The sequence below is a fragment of the Prevotella koreensis genome, assembly GCF_003977605.1.
Lineage (GTDB): Bacteria > Bacteroidota > Bacteroidia > Bacteroidales > Bacteroidaceae > Prevotella > Prevotella koreensis.
This window is the reverse complement of the sequence record NZ_RYYU01000001.1, coordinates 2,127,352-2,144,995: the sequence shown is the minus strand read 5'-3', so window position 1 is coordinate 2,144,995 and position 17,644 is coordinate 2,127,352. Positions and strand designations below refer to the sequence as shown.

Here is a 17,644-nt window from a genome sequence, read left to right as displayed (position 1 = left end):
GATAGTGAGGAATTTCCATATAAATGTTATTGATGTCCGATAAAAACAACCTTAAACTACAGGGAGATTACAATACGTAGTAATGTACATCATTTTACTTATAAAGCATCGCTCTATGTGAGTATATTCCGTAGCCCCTTCATGGCTTACGCGAGTTCGGGTTAAGAAAGTCCTTATAAAAGTTGGTAATCTCACTTATTTTTATAACTTTATAGTTATAAATCAATAACTTACAAAACAACTAAGCGATGATTACCAAGGACAAAGTTTTTCACTTCGTTCAAGGGAACACCGGAAATTTTCTGTATTATTGATGAGTTTGACAAGAATTTGAATGTTGAACTGAGTAAAAACCTATTTTTACCTTCCTATAATAACAATGGAAAACGTTTTAGGAATCGTAAGGGAAGGCTTTCTGAAAGTGAAATTATGATCATCCTTGTATGCTATCATTTCGGTACATATCGTAATTTCAAGGAGTATTATCGGAACTGTATCTGTGGCCGGTTCAAGCATGAATTCCCTGCAGCCGTCTCCTATAATCGTTTTGTAGAACTCATGCCCCGTGTGTTCTTTAAGATGATGTTGTTCATGAAACTCCATGCCTTCGGCAAATGTACAGGTATAACGTTCGTTGACAGTACGATGATTCCGGTATGTCACAATGTAAGACGGTACTTTAACAAGGTCTTTGCAGGGTTCGCCAAGAGTGGAAAGGGTACCATGGGTTGGTGTCATGGATTCAAACTGCATCTGCTTTGCAATGATTCCGGTGAAGTGATAACATTCTGTCTTACAGGAGCAAACGTAGATGACAGGGATAGCAGAGTGTGGACGGTATTTGCTAAGGTTCTCTATGGAAAGGTTTTTGCTGACAGAGGATACATCAAACAGGAACTCTTCGAGAATCTGTTCAGTCAAGGTATTCAACTTGTGCATGGACTTAAAGCAAGAATGAAGAATAAACTTATGCCTATATGGGACAAGATTATGCTAAGAAAAAGATATATCATCGAATGCATTAACGAACTGCTAAAGAACAAAGCCAACCTCGTGCACTCGAGACATCGATCGATACACAACTTTATCATGAACTTGTGTTCTGCCCTTACGGCATACTGCTTCTTTGAGAATAAGCCGGAGGAACTGCCGGTATATGTGGAAAATCAAGGCAGTTGGAACTCTTTTCATGCTAAACTTATCCCGAACTCGCGTAAGATAGTCCTAAAAATGTATCTAATTGAGGATAAAGAAGTTACCTTGTTGTGCAAACTAAATAGGTAACGATTTGGAAACGAGCGAAGTGCTTTCAATCGCAGGTTTCTACATCAACAAAGAACGCTTGTTATTCTATTTGCAAAGATAACCATTTGCTTTGAAAAACAAGCGTTCTTGATAAAAGATATTTGATAATAATTTACGACATTCCTCAACAGGCTTGTTAATTTTATAATAACAGACTGAATAGTAGCGAAAAAACTTTACCGTTGATACTCGTTATTTTATATATCTATCTACGTTTTAAATACTTAAATACACTATTTAGATTAATTCCAATACCACCCACGTTTGGTTCAAGAATTAGTGTATCATTAAGTATTTTGCCAACACCTCCCTTTAACTCTTTCACTACTTTGAAATTTTTAATTGTTTTCTCTTCTTTAATGTCTTGAAATATCTTCTCAAGAAGTGTTACTACATCTTGAGGATGTTGGCAAATTTTCCGTATTTTTAAAAATACAAAATTATCTTTGGGAATATTCTTTCCTTTAATTTGCTTATTATCTCCATCTATAAAATATTTGGGATGTAGAGTAGTTATCATTAATGCTGGTAATAATTCCAATGGGTCTATACCATTTATAGATCTCCAAGACATTAATTCTGAATAAAAATGGCTACCTGCTATTCCTTGTATAACTACAGAATTATTGTTAGCTGCAAATTCTGCTATTTTATCAAAGTTTTCCCTCAAAGTATTACCAATAGGCTCGTCCCAATTGTAATAGTCCAAAATATACAAATAATACTTTTTAGAAACACTATCAGGTATTTCTGCTAATGTATGAATTTTTAATCCCATAGGTTATATATCTTTTTCTAATAGCTCGTCATAATGTTTCTGATATTCTTCCTCAGAAAAACCTTCAGCACAATTTTTGGAATGCATTAAAACACGTATTTTATCAATTCCCTTTCACTTAAAGGCTTTCAGGAAAATTTGTTCTTTTTTCTGTTCTTTTTTCTCTGCTGCAAAGATAATCATAAAGTACAGAAAGAACAAATTACAGTGGCAAAAACTTAGTGATCCTTTTTCCATATTAACATTTATTGTTGTTGTATCCCTAAGTGTAATAGTGGTAGCCTGATTATCATACAGAAACATAGGGGGGCTTATATTTTTTATTGGCAACCTGACTGAGCCCCAATCAGCCTTGAATACACATGACAATGCTATTTCCAAGTTATCCCCTAACCCATTGATTATTAGTTTATTACTTAGGATGATCTTTTTTTTACATATTAAGATTTATTGTTGTTGTATTATCTTAGCCTATTGCATAAGAAAAAAGAAATAGACATATCCCTATTCCTATAATTGGCAAAAACAATTTGGCCAAGACATTTTATCTCTGACAATAAGAGTTATACGCGAGTTCTGGATAAAAACCCATCATAAAATTTGGTAATCTGCGGAAATTGTTGTACCTTTATAGTACTATAAATCAATAAAATACAAACAAAACCTGCTATGATTACCGAGGACAAAATTATACAATTTTTCTGTATTATCGACGAATTTAACAAGAATTTTAATGCCGAACCTGATAAAAATCTTTTTTTACCATCGTTTGATGGCAACGGCAGGCGTTATCGTAACCGCAAAGGTCAAATGTCAGAAAGTGAAATAATGACCATTATGATATGCTATCATTTCGGCACATACCGGACTTTCAAGGATTATTATATGCACTATATCAAAGGTTATCTGAGGCGTGATTTTCCCACAGCCGTATCCTACTCGCTTCGTGGAACTCATGCCCCGTGTGTTCTTTAAGATGATGTTGTTCATGAAACTCTATGCCTTCGGCAAATGTACAGGTATAACCTTCGTTGACAGTACGATGATTCCTGTCTGTCACAATGTAAGACGGTATTTTAATAAGGTCTTTTCCGGTATTGCAAAGAACGGTAAGGGCACTATGGGATGGTGTCATGGATTCAAACTGCACCTGCTCTGCAATGATTCCGGCGAAGTAATAACGTTCTGTCTTACAGGAGCAAATGTGGATGATAGGGATAGCAGGGTATGGACGGTGTTTGCAAAAGTGCTATATGGAAAGGTATTTGCTGACAGAGGATATATCAAGCAGGAACTCTTCGAGAGCCTGTTCGATTAAGGTATACAACTCGTTCATGGGCTCAAGGCTAAAATGAAGAATAAACTTATGCCTATCCGGGACAAGATCATGCTGAGAAAAAGGTACATCATCGAGTGCATTAACGAACTGCTAAAGAACAAAGCCAACCTCGTGCACTCGAGACACCGATCAATACACAACTTTATCATGAACTTGTGTTCTGTCCTTACGGCATATTGCTTCTTTGAGAACAAGCCGGAGGCACTGCCTGTATATGTGGAAAAATCAAGGCAGTTGGAACTCTTTTCATGCTAAACTTATCCCGAACTCGCGTAAAAACATTAGGGAGGTAATATCTCAATAGCAAATCTAAGCAAATGCGTTCTAATGCTCGATTGGGGTTTAACTTTGTAATTGCTTCTTGAACCCACATTAATTAATGTTAATACGTTTCGTTATTTTTTTGTTTTTTATTATCTTTGCAGCATAAACAATTTTAAAAAGAGAAAAAATGAAGAAAATCTTATCTTATTCGTTGGTACTGTTCACTGTTTTGGCAGTATCTTCTTGTGGAAAACTTGCAAAAAAAGCAGCAAAATCAGTTATGGGACAAGTCGAAGCCGAGTCCGTGGAATTAAATCTTTTGAATCAGCCACAAGAGTTGAAGCAATGGTATGATACTATTACAGAAAAATTAGGAGAAGGTGCTTCTGTAACAGATGAGATTTCGTTAAGCGTAACAAAATTGCAAGACAACCAAGGAGAGTTGTTTATTAGTCTTGTTTGCCAGTCGAACGAGAACAAACATAACGTTATACAAACTCTTTATTCTTCATCGGCAAACGGTTGGCAAGCACCTATAACAAAGGAAATTGAAATCATAGGTGGAAATGAAGAGGAGTTTAATTTGGAAGATGAGTTGTTTGACCTGAAAGAAATTAGTTATTCCAATCTTCAGAAGATAGTAGATGCAGCTTGGGAAAAACATAAAGATGAGGCAAAGTACGAGTACCAGTTCATTAAAGATATTACCATTAAGAAGAATAGCGTAGATGTTGTCGTTTCTGGCAAGTTGAAGTCTAATGGTCTGGATAAAGAAGAGTACTATTACACTGATTTCGCCGGCAATGAAAACAGATAATATAAGTAATATGAATTATTAGTACCAGTGCAAGCTGGACTATAAATATAAAAGAGCCATATCAAATTCGGTTTTCGAGTAATGATATGGCTCTTTTCATTGTTTTTAACCTCAATTGGTCATTAGAACCCTGAACTGATTTTGTTCGATTGTTGAGCAGATGTGCTGACGTTTCAGCGAAGGCGTAGCGGGCTACGGCGAGATGTAATGGCAGTGCAGATGTCGGCAAGCAGACGAAAGCAGTAAGGAAGCATACCGGCAATAGCAAAACTAAGCAAATGCGGTCTAAGGACTGATTGGGGTTTAAGAGTGGCAAATCGCAGGCAAAAAATAAAGTCCCATTCGCAAGGATTCGCGTTAAAGAACTTGGTATGCGAATTGGTGCGAATGGGACATAAATTATTCGTAAATATGCCTTTAGGCATAATGGACATTTCGTAGATTCATGCCTCCGGCTTACCGTTACCGAATGGGGCGATGGTGCGCGGTTGTTGGTTGGGAATCTGTATTTTTCCGAACTGTGCTTCGTAGCGCATGACATTCTCCTGCAAAGCCTGTAGCAGACGTTTGGCATGCTCGGGGGCAAGAATCACTCGGCTCTTGATTTGTGCCTTGGGAACACCCGGAAGTATTCGGGCAAAGTCGAGCACGAAATCGCTACTCGAGTGTGTTATTATTGCGAAATTGGCATACTGTCCCTGTGCCACGTCCTGTGGCAGTTCCATTTGCAGACCGCCTTGCTGATTGTTGTTATTTTCTTCCATACTTATATTTTTTTATTATTCTTCAAGTATTAAACTTTCTATTATCAATTACCACGAATCAAGCATTAAGGTATTTTTCGGCTTGTGCTTTTATCAGTTCTGCATCATCGAAATAATTGATGCGCATAGCCTCACGAACCTCATGCAATGTCTTTGCCGCCACTTCGCGTGCCTCCTCTGAGCCTTTCTTCAATATGGCATACACCTCAGGAATGTCCTTTTCGAACTCACGGCGACGCAGACGTATCGGCTCAAGACGTTTGTTGAGCACATTGATAAGGAACTTCTTACACTTCATGTCGCCCAATCCGCCGCGGCAGTAATGCTCTTTAACCTCTTCAAGGTTCTTGTAGTCGGGCCAGAACTCTACGAAGTCTTCGTCTGTGGCAAAGGCATCGAGATAGGTCAACACGACGTTGCCCTCTACATGTCCCGGGTCTTCCACTCTCAAGTGCAAGGGGTCGGTATAAGCCATTTTCACTTTCTGCTCCACCTCTTTTGCCGTATCAGAAAGGTAGATACAGTTGCCGAGACTCTTTGACATCTTCGCACTACCATCAAGACCGGGCAGACGGAGGCACACCTTATTGGTTGGCAACATTATCTGCGGTTCAACGAGCACATCGCCATAGATGGTATTGAAACGCCTCACTATCTCACGACACTGTTCCAACATCGGCTCTTGGTCTTCTCCGGCCGGAACTGTGGTGGCCTTACAGAAAGCAATGTCGGCAGCCTGTGATATGGGATAGGTGAAGAAGCCCACCGGCACACCCTGTCCGAAGTTTCGCATTGCAAGTTCGGTCTTCACCGTAGGATTGCGCTGCAGGCGCGCCACCGACACGAGATTCATGAAATACATCGTGAGTTCGGAAAGTTCGGGAATCATGGACTGGATGAAGAGTGTCACTTTCGAGGGGTCGAGTCCCACACTGAGATAGTCGAGAGCCACCTCAATGATGTTCTGCCTCACCTTATCAGGATTGTCGGCATTGTCGGTCAGAGCCTGTATGTCGGCAATGAATACAAACATCTTGTCATAGTCTCCCTCGTTCTGCAACTCCACACGGCGGCGCAACGAACCAACGTAATGACCTAAATGCAGTCGTCCGGTGGGGCGGTCGCCCGTCAATATAATCTTTCCCATAATATTCCTTATCGTTTTATTCTGACTGCAAAGGTAACATTTTTTTCCGCACATGCAAAAAAAAACAGATGAATGGCAAAAAAATCCCGAAGCAGCATGATGCACTTCGGGATTTTCTTATCAATAAATACTTCTTTTATCAGTCTTCACTTTCTTTTACTGAGAAGTCGATAACATTCTTCTTGTTGGCCTGTATGCGTTCATAATCTTCACGCGAGCCAACCACGAGTTTGTCGAACTCGCGAAGTCCGGTACCGGCCGGTATCAGGTGACCGCAGATTACGTTCTCCTTCATTCCATCGAGAGAATCCACCTTTCCGCGGATTGCCGCCTCGTTGAGCACCTTTGTGGTCTCCTGGAACGATGCAGCAGACATGAAACTCTTGGTCTGCAATGCTGCACGTGTAATACCTTGGAGAATCTGAGTAGATGTTGCAGGCACGGCATCGCGAACCTGAACCAAACGCAAGTCGCGGCGTTTCAGACTGGAGTTCTCGTCGCGCAACTTGCGTGCCGATATTATCTGTCCTCTCTGCAACGTCTCGCTGTCGCCCGGATCTTCTACATATTTCTTACCCCAGATGCGGTCGTTCTCGTCAATGAAGTCAAGTTTATCAACCACTTCCTGCTCAAGGAACGTCGTATCGCCCGGCTCGTTTATCTGTACCTTACGCATCATCTGGCGCACGATAATCTCAAAGTGCTTGTCATTGATTTTCACACCTTGCAGACGATAAACGTCCTGTACTTCGTTTACGATGTATTCCTGAACAGCGGTAGGACCCTTTATGGCAAGGATGTCGTTAGGAGTAATCACACCATCGGAAAGTGGTGTACCGGCACGAACGGCATCGTGCTCCTGAACCAATATCTGCTTTGAAAGCGAAACAAGATACTTGCTCTGCTCTCCGGTCTTTGAAGTGACGATGATTTCGCGATTACCGCGCTTTACCTTACCCATTGTCACCTCACCATCGATTTCGGAAACGACGGCAGGATTGCTCGGATTGCGTGCCTCGAAGAGTTCGGTAACACGCGGCAGACCTCCGGTGATGTCACCACCCATATTCACCGTGCGTGGAATCTTAACGAGAGTGGTACCGGTTTTGACAACCTGTCCATCCTCAACGATAACGTGTCCTCCCACAGGGAAACTGTAAGTGCCGACAACCACGCCCTCAGAATTGAGGACATCGCAAGTAGGAACGTGTGTATGGTCTTTCGACTCGATGATGATTTTCTCGGTGAGACCTGTTGTTTCGTCGGTCTCAGCCTTATATGTTGTTCCCTCTACAACGTTTTGGAAACGCAGTGTACCTGCATATTCGGTAACGATGACAGCATTGAACGGGTCCCATTTAGCAACCAGTTCGCCTTTCTTGACTTCCGCCTTATTTGCGAAATAGAGTGAAGAACCGTAAGGTACAGGGACTGTAGAGAGTACGATGCCGGTATTTACATCAACGAAACGAGCCTCTGCCAGTCGGCTGACAACCATTTGACAGTTCACTTCACCGTGTTCGCCTTGTTCTACAAAAGGCACGGCACGTATTTCCTCGAACTCTATGCGGCTATCGCTCTTTGCCACGATAGTTGCATTGGCTGCTGCGCTACCGGCCACACCACCGGCGTGGAACGTACGGAGCGTAAGCTGAGTACCCGGTTCTCCAATAGCTTGTGCCGCAATTACACCGACTGCTTCACCCTTATGAACCATGCGCTGGGTGGCAAGGTTGCGTCCGTAACACTTCATGCAGACACCTTTCTTGCTCTCGCAAGTGAGCACCGAGCGGATTTCAACCATTTCGATAGGCGAATCTTCAATGGCACGCGCTACTTTCTCGTTGATTTCCTCGCCGGCAGACACGAGCAGTTCGCCGGTAGAAGGATGTGTGATATCATGCACCGACACACGTCCGAGAATGCGTTCATAGAGAGTAGAGATTACTTCCTCGCCATTCTTCAGTGCCGTACACTCAAGACCGCGCAATGTTCCGCAATCCTCCTCGTTGATTATCACATCATGGCTGACATCGACAAGACGCCTTGTAAGGTAACCGGCATCGGCCGTCTTCATGGCGGTGTCGGCAAGACCCTTACGGGCACCGTGGGTAGAGATAAAGTACTCAAGCACCGACATTCCCTCCTTGAAGTTAGAGAGAATCGGGTTTTCAATCGTACCACGTCCCTCAGCACCTGCTTTCTGCGGTTTTGCCATAAGACCACGCATACCGGCAAGTTGTTTGATCTGATCCTTAGAACCACGAGCACCGGAGTCAAGCATCATATAAACGGCATTGAATCCCTGGTCGGCCTCGGTCATCTGCTTGAGAAGGATGTCACCGAGACGGTTGTTAACGTGTGTCCATGTGTCGATAACCTGATTGTAACGCTCGTTGTCGGTGATGAATCCCATGTTGTAGTTGCCCTTAATGGCCTGCACCTCATCGTTACCTTTCTGCACCAACTCTTCCTTTTCCTTAGGAATGATGATGTCGTCAAGGTTGAACGAAAGTCCTGCAAGATATGCCATGCGGTATCCAAGGTTCTTTATTCCGTCAAGGAATTCGCACGCCTCTGCAAAACCTACCTTGTTGATAACATCGGCAATAATGTCGCGAAGAGATTTCTTTGATATAATCTGATTTACGAACCCGACTTCTTCCGGGATTATTCCATTTACTATTACACGGCCAACAGAGGTTTCCACCATGCGATCTACGAGATTGCCTTTCTCGTCAATGTCTTTGACAACTACCTTTACTTGTGAGTGGAGGTCGCACTTGCCTTCATTGAAAGCAATAATTGCCTCTTCCGGGCCGTAGAACGTAAGTCCTTCTCCTTTTGCTCCCGGACGTATCTTGGTGATGTAATAAAGTCCGAGCACCATATCCTGTGACGGCACGGTGATAGGAGCACCATTGGCAGGATTGAGAATGTTGTGACTCTGTAGCATCAACAACTGTGCCTCAAGTATCGCCTCGTTGCTAAGCGGGAGGTGAACAGCCATCTGGTCTCCGTCGAAGTCGGCATTGAACGCCGTACATGCCAATGGGTGCAACTGTATTGCCTTACCTTCGATAAGTTTGGGCTGGAAAGCCTGAATACCGAGACGGTGAAGTGTAGGAGCACGGTTGAGCAATACCGGATGACCTTTCATCACATTCTCAAGGATGTCCCAGATTACCGGTTCGCGGCGATCCACAATTTTCTTTGCAGACTTCACGGTCTTTACGATACCGCGCTCGATGAGTTTGCGTATGATAAATGGTTTGTAAAGTTCGGCCGCCATGAGTTTCGGCAAACCGCACTCGCCCATCTTCAGTTCTGGACCTACAACGATAACCGAACGAGCGGAATAGTCAACACGCTTACCGAGAAGATTCTGGCGGAAACGTCCTTGCTTCCCTTTTAGCGAGTCAGAGAGAGATTTCAACGGTCTGTTGCTCTCGCTCTTCACTGACGAAGACTTGCGTGAGTTATCGAACAAAGAATCTACAGCCTCCTGCAACATACGTTTCTCGTTGCGTAGAATAACCTCAGGAGCCTTAATCTCCATAAGTCTCTTCAAACGGTTGTTACGTATGATTACACGGCGATAGAGGTCATTGAGGTCGGATGTCGCGAAACGACCGCCATCAAGTGGTACGAGCGGACGGAGTTCCGGAGGAGTAACCGGCACAATCTTCAATATCATCCATTCCGGCTTGTTTATATCCTTGCTCTGTCGGAATGCCTCTACAACCTGCAGGCGTTTGAGAGCCTCAGTCTTACGCTGTTGTGAAGAGTCTGTATTGGCAAGGTTGCGCAGTTCGAATGACAGAGAATCGAGTTCGAGCCCTTGCAACAAATCATAGATTGCCTCTGCGCCCATCTTGGCAACGAACTTGTTGGGATCGCTATTTTCAAGATACTCATTGTCGCTTGGGAGACTATCCATTATTGCGATGTACTCGTCTTCTGAAAGGAGGTCGAATTTATGTGAACCGTTCACCTCTACATCTTCCGCATTTTTACGTCCTTCCATGATACCGGGCTGTATCACTATGTACTTCTCGTAGTAAATTACTGCATCGAGTTTCTTTGTGGGGATACCGAGCAGATAGCCTATTTTATTTGGAAGACTGCGGAAATACCAGATGTGGGCAACAGGAACTACGAGTTCGATGTGTCCGGTACGCTCGCGGCGCACTTTCTTCTCCGTTACCTCAACACCGCATCGGTCGCAGACGATTCCTTTATAGCGAATGCGCTTATACTTTCCGCAGGCACACTCATAGTCCTTGGTAGGACCGAATATGCGCTCACAGAAAAGTCCGTCACGTTCGGGTTTATATGTACGATAGTTTATTGTCTCTGGCTTGGTAACCTCGCCAAAACTGCTTTCGAGGATTTCCTCCGGCGAAGCAAGACCGATGGTAATCTTCGTGAAATTATTCTTTATCTTTGAATCCTTCTTGAATGCCATATTTCAATTCTTAATTCTTAAGTTCTTGATACCTAAATTGAATTTTAGTCGAGTGTTACGCTGAGACCAAGACCGCGCAGTTCGTGGAGCAACACGTTGAGCGACTCCGGAATACCCGGAGTTGGCATTGCCTCGCCCTTAACGATTGCCTCGTAGGCTTTCGAGCGTCCTACGACATCGTCAGACTTGATTGTCAGGATTTCCTGAAGCACATGGCTGGCACCGAATGCCTCGAGTGCCCAAACCTCCATCTCTCCGAAACGCTGTCCACCGAACTGTGCTTTACCACCGAGCGGCTGCTGCGTGATGAGAGAGTACGGACCAATAGAACGTGCGTGCATCTTGTCTTCAACCATGTGGCCAAGTTTAAGGAAGTAGGTGATACCTACGGTTGCCGGCTGGTCGAACTGTTCGCCTGTCTCACCATCATAGAGGTGGGTTGAACAGAGACGCGGCAGACCGGCCTTATCAGTCCACTCTTGAAGGTCTTCAAGTTTTGCACCATCGAAAATCGGTGTGGCGAACTTAATTCCAAGACGCTTACCGGCAGCACCGAGGATAGCCTCGAAAATCTGGCCGAGGTTCATACGAGAAGGCACACCAAGCGGGTTGAGCACCAAATCTACGGGACGACCGTCCTCAAGGAACGGCATGTCTTCCTGACGAACGACCTTGGAAACGATACCCTTATTACCATGACGACCGGCAAGTTTGTCTCCGACACCAATCTTACGTTTCTTTGCAACGTATATCTTGGCCATCTGTAGAATGCCTGAAGGCAGTTCGTCTCCGATAGAAATTGCAAACTTGCGACGCTTGTTTTCTGCATCAAGAAGTTTGTATTTCTTGATATAATTCATTATCAGAGTCTGAATGAGATGGTTCTTATGATCATCGTCTGTCCAATTATTGCTCTGTATTCCGTCATATTCAAGATTTTTCAGAACGGCAATAGAGAACTTGCTGCCCTTGGTTATAATCTCGGCTCCGGTATAGTCTGTCACGCCCTGAGATACTTTGTCCTCGGTAAGAGACATCAGTTTGTCAACGAGGATGTCTTTCAGGTCGTCTATCTTTGCTTCATATTCTTCATCTATCTTAGCAAGGATAATCTTATCCTGTTGCTTCGACTGACGTGTCTTTATGGCACGCGAGAATAGTTTCTTGTCTATTATGACACCGCTGAGCGACGGATTTGCCTTCAACGAAGAGTCTTTTACATCGCCGGCCTTATCGCCGAAGATGGCACGAAGCAGTTTTTCCTCCGGTGATGGGTCACTCTCTCCCTTAGGAGAAATCTTACCAATAAGTATGTCACCGGGTTCAACGCGTGCACCGACACGGATAATACCGTTCTCATCGAGGTCTTTAGTTGCCTCTTCGCTGACGTTAGGAATGTCTGAAGTAAACTCTTCCATACCGCGCTTTGTCTCACGAACATCAAGTGTGTATTCATCTACGTGTACTGATGTCAGCACATCGTCGCGAACCACTCGTTCATTAAGTACGATAGCATCTTCATAATTGTATCCCTTCCAAGGCATATAAGCCACAAGGAGGTTACGTCCAAGAGCCAGTTCACCGTCTTCGGTGGCATATCCTTCTGTAAGGATGTCGCCCTTTTTAATACGCTGCCCCTTTTCACAAATAGGGCGAAGGTCAATTGTCATATTCTGGTTGGTGCGACGGAACTTAGGAATGCGGTATTCCTTAAGTGCCGGCTCAAAACTAACGAACTCCTCATCCTCGGTACGGTCGTACAATATACGTATAGTCGTGGCATCAACATATTCTATCAAACCGTCGCCCTCGGCAGTAATCATGGTACGCGAATCCTCGCACACCTGCTTCTCGATTCCGGTTCCTACAATAGGGGCTTCATTATGAAGAAGTGGAACGGCCTGACGCATCATGTTAGAACCCATCAACGCACGGTGAGCATCATCGTGCTCAAGGAACGGAATCAGTCCGGCAGCGATAGATGCTATCTGTTGTGGCGCAACGTCCATGAGATCAACCTCTTCCGGATCGGCTACGGGGAAGTCGGCATCCTGACGACACTTCACGAAAGTACGGATAAACGTACCATCGTCATTAAGCGGTGCGTTACCCTGACCGATGATATAGTCTTCTTCCTCCTCTGCGGTGAGATAGACCACATCCTCGTTCTTTAGGTCAACCACTCCGTTCTTCACTTTGCGATATGGTGTCTCGATGAAACCGAGTTCGTTAATCTTTGCATATACGCATAGAGACGAAATAAGACCGATATTCGGACCTTCGGGCGACTCAATCGGACAGAGACGGCCATAGTGAGTATAGTGAACGTCACGAACCTCGAATCCGGCACGCTCACGACTAAGACCACCGGGACCAAGAGCAGAGAGACGACGCTTGTGCGTAACCTCAGCAAGTGGGTTGGTTTGGTCCATGAACTGAGAGAGCGGATTGGTTCCGAAGAACGAGTTGATGACGCTCGATATTGTCTTGGCATTGATAAGGTCTGTAGGCTGGAAAACCTCATTGTCGCGAACATTCATACGCTCGCGGATTGTGCGGCTCATACGTGCCAGACCTATTGAGAACTGATTAGACAACTGCTCACCTACCGTGCGAACGCGTCGGTTGGAAAGGTGGTCAATATCATCCACCGTAGCATTTGAGTTAACCAGTTGTATGAGATATTTTATAATCTCTATAATGTCTTCCTTAGTTAGGATACGAACATTCATATCGGTATCCAAACCAAGTTTTTTGTTTATTCTGTAACGACCCACGTCGCCAAGATCGTATCTCTTATCAGAGAAGAAAAGGTTAAGAATCACCTCACGTGCACTTGTATCATCTGCAGGTTCGGCATTTCTCAACTGACGATAGATGTAGAATATTGCTTCTTTCTCCGAGTTGGTTATATCCTTGGCCAACGTGTTGAAAATAATCGCATACTTTGATGCAGCCTCTTCGCTCTTATGCAAAAGGATTGTAGAGGCACCGCTGTCAAGAATTTCATCAACATTTTCCTTAGTGATTTCTGTTTCACGTTCCATCATAACATCGTTACGCTCAATGGAAACAACCTCACCGGTATCTTCGTCAACGAAATCCTCGTTCCAACTCTTCAGTACACGGGCTGCAAGTTTGCGGCCTATGGCTTCCTTCATATTCTTCTTGTTCACCTTCACCTCCTCGGCAAGACCGAATATCTCAAGAATATCCTTGTCGGTCTCGTAGCCGATGGCACGCAACAATGTTGTCACCGGCAATTTCTTCTTACGGTCGATGTAGGCGTACATCACATTGTTGATGTCTGTTGCAAACTCTATCCAAGAGCCCTTGAAAGGAATGATACGCGCACTGTAGAGCGCAGTACCGTTGGCATGAATACCCTGACCGAAGAACACACCCGGCGAACGGTGCAACTGTGACACCACAACACGCTCGGCACCATTGATTACAAAAGTGCCGTTACTTGTCATGTAAGGTATGTTGCCAAGGTAAACATCTTGAACAAACGTTGGAAAATCCTCATGTTCAGGGTCGGTGCAATAAAGTTTCATCTTGGCCTTCAGTGGCACACTGTAAGTCAACCCGCGTTCCAAGCATTCGTCGATGCTATAACGTGGAGGGTCGATGAAGTAGTCAAGGAACTCAAGCACGAAGTTGTTACGAGTGTCGGCAATAGGAAAATTCTCAGCGAATACCTTGTAAAGACCGTCATTCTTGCGTTCCTCCGGTGGTGTGTCCAACTGTAAGAAGTCTTTGAAAGACTTTAATTGCACATCGAGAAAATCCGGATATGGCATCGGATTCTTCACGCTTGCAAAGTTTACTCTGTTATCAACAATTTTTGAAGCCATGTATTTATAAAATAAATAATGTATTAATGATTTTCGGGAAATCTCCGAGCGCTCGGAGTTTCCGAGGTCTCTGAGTCTTGACGATTAACGCCAAAAGACAAGAAAAGGTTAAGACCCCCCTACTTAGGAGATCTTAACCGATATTTTTTAGAATGTAATTCTGAATTACTTCAGTTCTACCTTGGCACCAGCCTCTTCGATAGCCTTCTTCAGGTTCTCAGCCTCGTCCTTTGAAAGACCTTCCTTCAGAGTAGAAGGAGCACCGTCAACGAGATCCTTAGCCTCTTTCAGACCAAGACCACAAGCCTCTTTCACTGCCTTTACAACCTGTAGTTTAGCACCGCCAACCTCTGCGAGAACTACATCGAAAGATGACTTCTCCTCAGCTGCGTCAGCTGCACCAGCAGCAGGACCAGCAGCTACAGCAACGGCTGCAGCAGCAGGCTCAATTCCGTACTCGTCCTTCAGGACTGTTGCCAACTCGCTTACTTCTTTTACTGTAAGGTTTACCAACTCTTCAGCAATAGCTTTAATATCTGCCATTTTTATTCTAAATTTTAATTGTTTTTTTAATGAAAATGTTATAATATGGGTCGCTTATTTATTACGCTCAGCGATAGCGTCAAGCAGTCCGTGAATCTTGCCACCGGCATTGAGTCCGGAGATAACGTTCTTGATTGGAGACTGCAGCAATGCCACAACATCTGCAATAAGTTCGCTCTTGCTCTTGATAGAAGAGAGTTCCTCAAGCTTGTCGGCACCAACGAAGATGCCTTCCTCGGCATAAGCACCTTTCAGTGCAGGGATGCCGGCTTTCGAATACTCTTTCAGCAATTTGGCAGGAGTGTTTGCTACATTAGTAAACATCACTGCGGTATTGCCTTTCAACGTGCTGTATAAAGGTTCAAAATCAATTTCCGAAGCCTCGAAAGCCTTGTGTAGAAGGGTATTCTTCACAACGACCATCTTGATTTCATTCTTGAAACACTTGCGACGCAGGTTGCTTGTATCCTCAGCATTCAGACCGGAAACATCTACCAGATAGAAATGCGGGTATTTTTTCAACTGCTCACCAAGCGTTACGATTATGGTATCTTTTACTTCCTTTTTCATCGTTTTCCGTACTTTAAGTGTTATTCAACTGTCTTTGGATCAACCTTGACACCTGCACTCATAGTGCTTGATAGGAAGATACTCTTGATATATGTACCTTTGGCAGCAGCAGGCTTCAACTTGATAACGGTATTGATAAACTCCTTCGCATTTCCGTAGATTTGCTCCGATGTCATTGTAACCTTACCGATTGACGTGTGGATAATACCAGCCTTGTCAACCTTAAAGTCTATCTTACCTTGCTTGATTTCTTTCACTGCCTTAGCAACATCCATAGTTACAGTGCCACTCTTCGGGTTTGGCATCAAGCCACGAGGACCGAGAACACGTCCCAATGGTCCTACCTTTCCCATGCATGAGGGCATTGTGATGATAACATCAACATCTGTCCAGCCACCCTTGATCTTTTCAATATACTCGTCAAGACCAACATAGTCAGCACCTGCCTCTTTGGCCGCAGCCTCAACGTCAGGTGTACAGAGGCAGAGCACGCGAGTGACCTTTCCGGTTCCGTTAGGCAGCGAAACAACGCCACGAACCATCTGGTTAGCCTTGCGCGGGTCAACACCCAAGCGTACATCGATGTCCACGGAAGCCTCAAACTTGGTAGTAGTAATATCCTTTACCAATTGAGCGGCCTCCATCAAAGAGTATGCTTTCCCTGCTTCAACCTTATCGGCAACTGCTTTCTGATTTTTTGTCAGTTTACTCATTTTCTTTAAAATTGAAGTTATTAAAAATTATCCAGGGAAGTCCCCTTTTACAGCGATACCCATACTGCGAGCTGTGCCGGCAACAAGTTTCATTGCAGACTCCACTGTGAAGCAGTTGAGGTCAGCCATCTTGTCTTCTGCGATTGCTCTTACCTGATCCCAAGTCACCGAAGCGACCTTTTTGCGGTTTGGCTCAGCAGAACCACCCTTAACCTTTGCTGCCTCCATGAGCTGAACGGCTGCCGGCGGGGTTTTGATGATGAAACTGAATGACTTGTCGGTATAGTATGTGATAACAACAGGAAGAATTTTTCCTGCCTTATCCTGGGTTCTGGCGTTGAACTCTTTGCAGAATCCCATAATATTGATACCCTTCGAACCGAGAGCCGGTCCTACGGGAGGTGAAGGATTCGCAGCGCCACCTTTAATCTGTAATTTGATTAATCCAGCAACTTCTTTAGCCATTTCTTTTGTTAATTAAAAAGTGATTTTACATAAAAAGAATACTTTTGCCCGTAACAGCATCATTATTCTTTTTCGACTTGCATAAAACCGAGTTCCAGAGGAGTATTCCTACCGAAAATCTTGACCATAACCTTCAACTTGTGTTTCTCGGCATCCACCTCTTCAATGTTACCACTGAAACCACTGAAAGGACCGTCCGTAACTTTTACCGCATCACCAACCAAATAAGGAACGATTACCTCTTCCTTAATTTCGGTATCGTCTGCGATGCCAAGCATACGGTTCACTTCAGACTCGCGTACAGGCGACGGATTATCCAATCCTCCAAGGAATCCCAAAACATTAGGTATGAAGCGCAGAGTATGAGCAACGTCTCCTTTCAATTCTGCCTCTACAAGCACATAGCCGGGGAGAGCAATTTTCTCCTTGACAACACGCTTTGTACCACGCAGAGCAGCATGCTTCTCCATCGGTATGACTACCTGAGAAACATACCTTGAAAGCAAATCGTTGTGTTTCAATTCAGCCTCGATGTATTCTTTCACCTTAGCCTCCTTGCCACTCACAGCACGAAGCACATACCATTTCTTTTCTGTCTGAGCCATTTTCCTTTA

The 17,644-nt window shown here is 44.2% G+C and carries 11 protein-coding genes and 2 pseudogenes; 3 read left to right on the top strand and 10 right to left on the bottom strand.

What is annotated here, in order from left to right:
• The first annotated feature begins 297 nt into the window (after positions 1-297).
• Positions 298-1,196 (top strand): annotated as a pseudogene (locus EHV08_RS09095) (IS982 family transposase).
• 314 nt (positions 1,197-1,510) lie between these two features.
• On the opposite strand, the gene EHV08_RS09085 reads toward EHV08_RS09095, so the two are convergent.
• Positions 1,511-2,083, bottom strand: a complete 573-nt coding sequence (locus EHV08_RS09085) for a hypothetical protein (RefSeq protein ID WP_126678986.1) — start codon at positions 2,081-2,083, stop codon at positions 1,511-1,513.
• Between the two features lie 669 nt (positions 2,084-2,752).
• On the opposite strand from EHV08_RS09085, the pseudogene EHV08_RS09080 reads away from it, so the two are divergent.
• Positions 2,753-3,677: pseudogene (locus EHV08_RS09080) on the top strand (IS982 family transposase).
• A gap of 196 nt (positions 3,678-3,873) precedes the next feature.
• A complete protein-coding gene (locus EHV08_RS09075) occupies positions 3,874-4,503 on the top strand; it encodes a hypothetical protein (protein WP_126678985.1) in 630 nt (209 codons plus the stop codon).
• Positions 4,504-4,946: 443 nt separating this feature from the next.
• Here EHV08_RS09075 and EHV08_RS09070 read toward each other — a convergent pair whose 3' ends face one another.
• The 9 genes from EHV08_RS09070 to nusG all read right to left on the bottom strand — a co-directional run bounded on the left by EHV08_RS09070 (position 4,947) and on the right by nusG (position 17,635).
• Positions 4,947-5,267, bottom strand: a complete 321-nt coding sequence (locus tag EHV08_RS09070) for a DUF3467 domain-containing protein (RefSeq protein WP_126678984.1) — start codon at positions 5,265-5,267, stop codon at positions 4,947-4,949.
• Between the two features lie 58 nt (positions 5,268-5,325).
• The gene (gene trpS, locus EHV08_RS09065; RefSeq protein ID WP_126678983.1) at positions 5,326-6,414 is read right to left on the bottom strand and encodes a tryptophan--tRNA ligase; all 1,089 of its coding nucleotides are present in this window, start codon (positions 6,412-6,414) and stop codon (positions 5,326-5,328) included.
• Between the two features lie 139 nt (positions 6,415-6,553).
• Complete coding sequence (gene rpoC, locus EHV08_RS09060) at positions 6,554-10,882, bottom strand: DNA-directed RNA polymerase subunit beta' (protein ID WP_126678982.1); 4,329 nt, start codon at positions 10,880-10,882, stop codon at positions 6,554-6,556.
• A gap of 44 nt (positions 10,883-10,926) precedes the next feature.
• Complete coding sequence (rpoB, locus tag EHV08_RS09055; RefSeq protein ID WP_126678981.1) at positions 10,927-14,739, bottom strand: DNA-directed RNA polymerase subunit beta; 3,813 nt, start codon at positions 14,737-14,739, stop codon at positions 10,927-10,929.
• A gap of 165 nt (positions 14,740-14,904) precedes the next feature.
• Positions 14,905-15,282, bottom strand: a complete 378-nt coding sequence (gene rplL / locus EHV08_RS09050) for a 50S ribosomal protein L7/L12 (RefSeq protein WP_125234282.1) — start codon at positions 15,280-15,282, stop codon at positions 14,905-14,907.
• 54 nt (positions 15,283-15,336) lie between these two features.
• The gene (gene rplJ, locus EHV08_RS09045; RefSeq protein ID WP_126678980.1) at positions 15,337-15,852 is read right to left on the bottom strand and encodes a 50S ribosomal protein L10; all 516 of its coding nucleotides are present in this window, start codon (positions 15,850-15,852) and stop codon (positions 15,337-15,339) included.
• 20 nt (positions 15,853-15,872) lie between these two features.
• Complete coding sequence (gene rplA, locus EHV08_RS09040; protein ID WP_126678979.1) at positions 15,873-16,565, bottom strand: 50S ribosomal protein L1; 693 nt, start codon at positions 16,563-16,565, stop codon at positions 15,873-15,875.
• A 27-nt stretch (positions 16,566-16,592) separates the two neighbouring features.
• Positions 16,593-17,030, bottom strand: a complete 438-nt coding sequence (gene rplK / locus EHV08_RS09035; protein ID WP_126678978.1) for a 50S ribosomal protein L11 — start codon at positions 17,028-17,030, stop codon at positions 16,593-16,595.
• Positions 17,031-17,092: 62 nt separating this feature from the next.
• Positions 17,093-17,635, bottom strand: a complete 543-nt coding sequence (gene nusG / locus EHV08_RS09030; RefSeq protein ID WP_126678977.1) for a transcription termination/antitermination protein NusG — start codon at positions 17,633-17,635, stop codon at positions 17,093-17,095.
• Between the last annotated feature and the right edge of the window lie 9 nt (positions 17,636-17,644).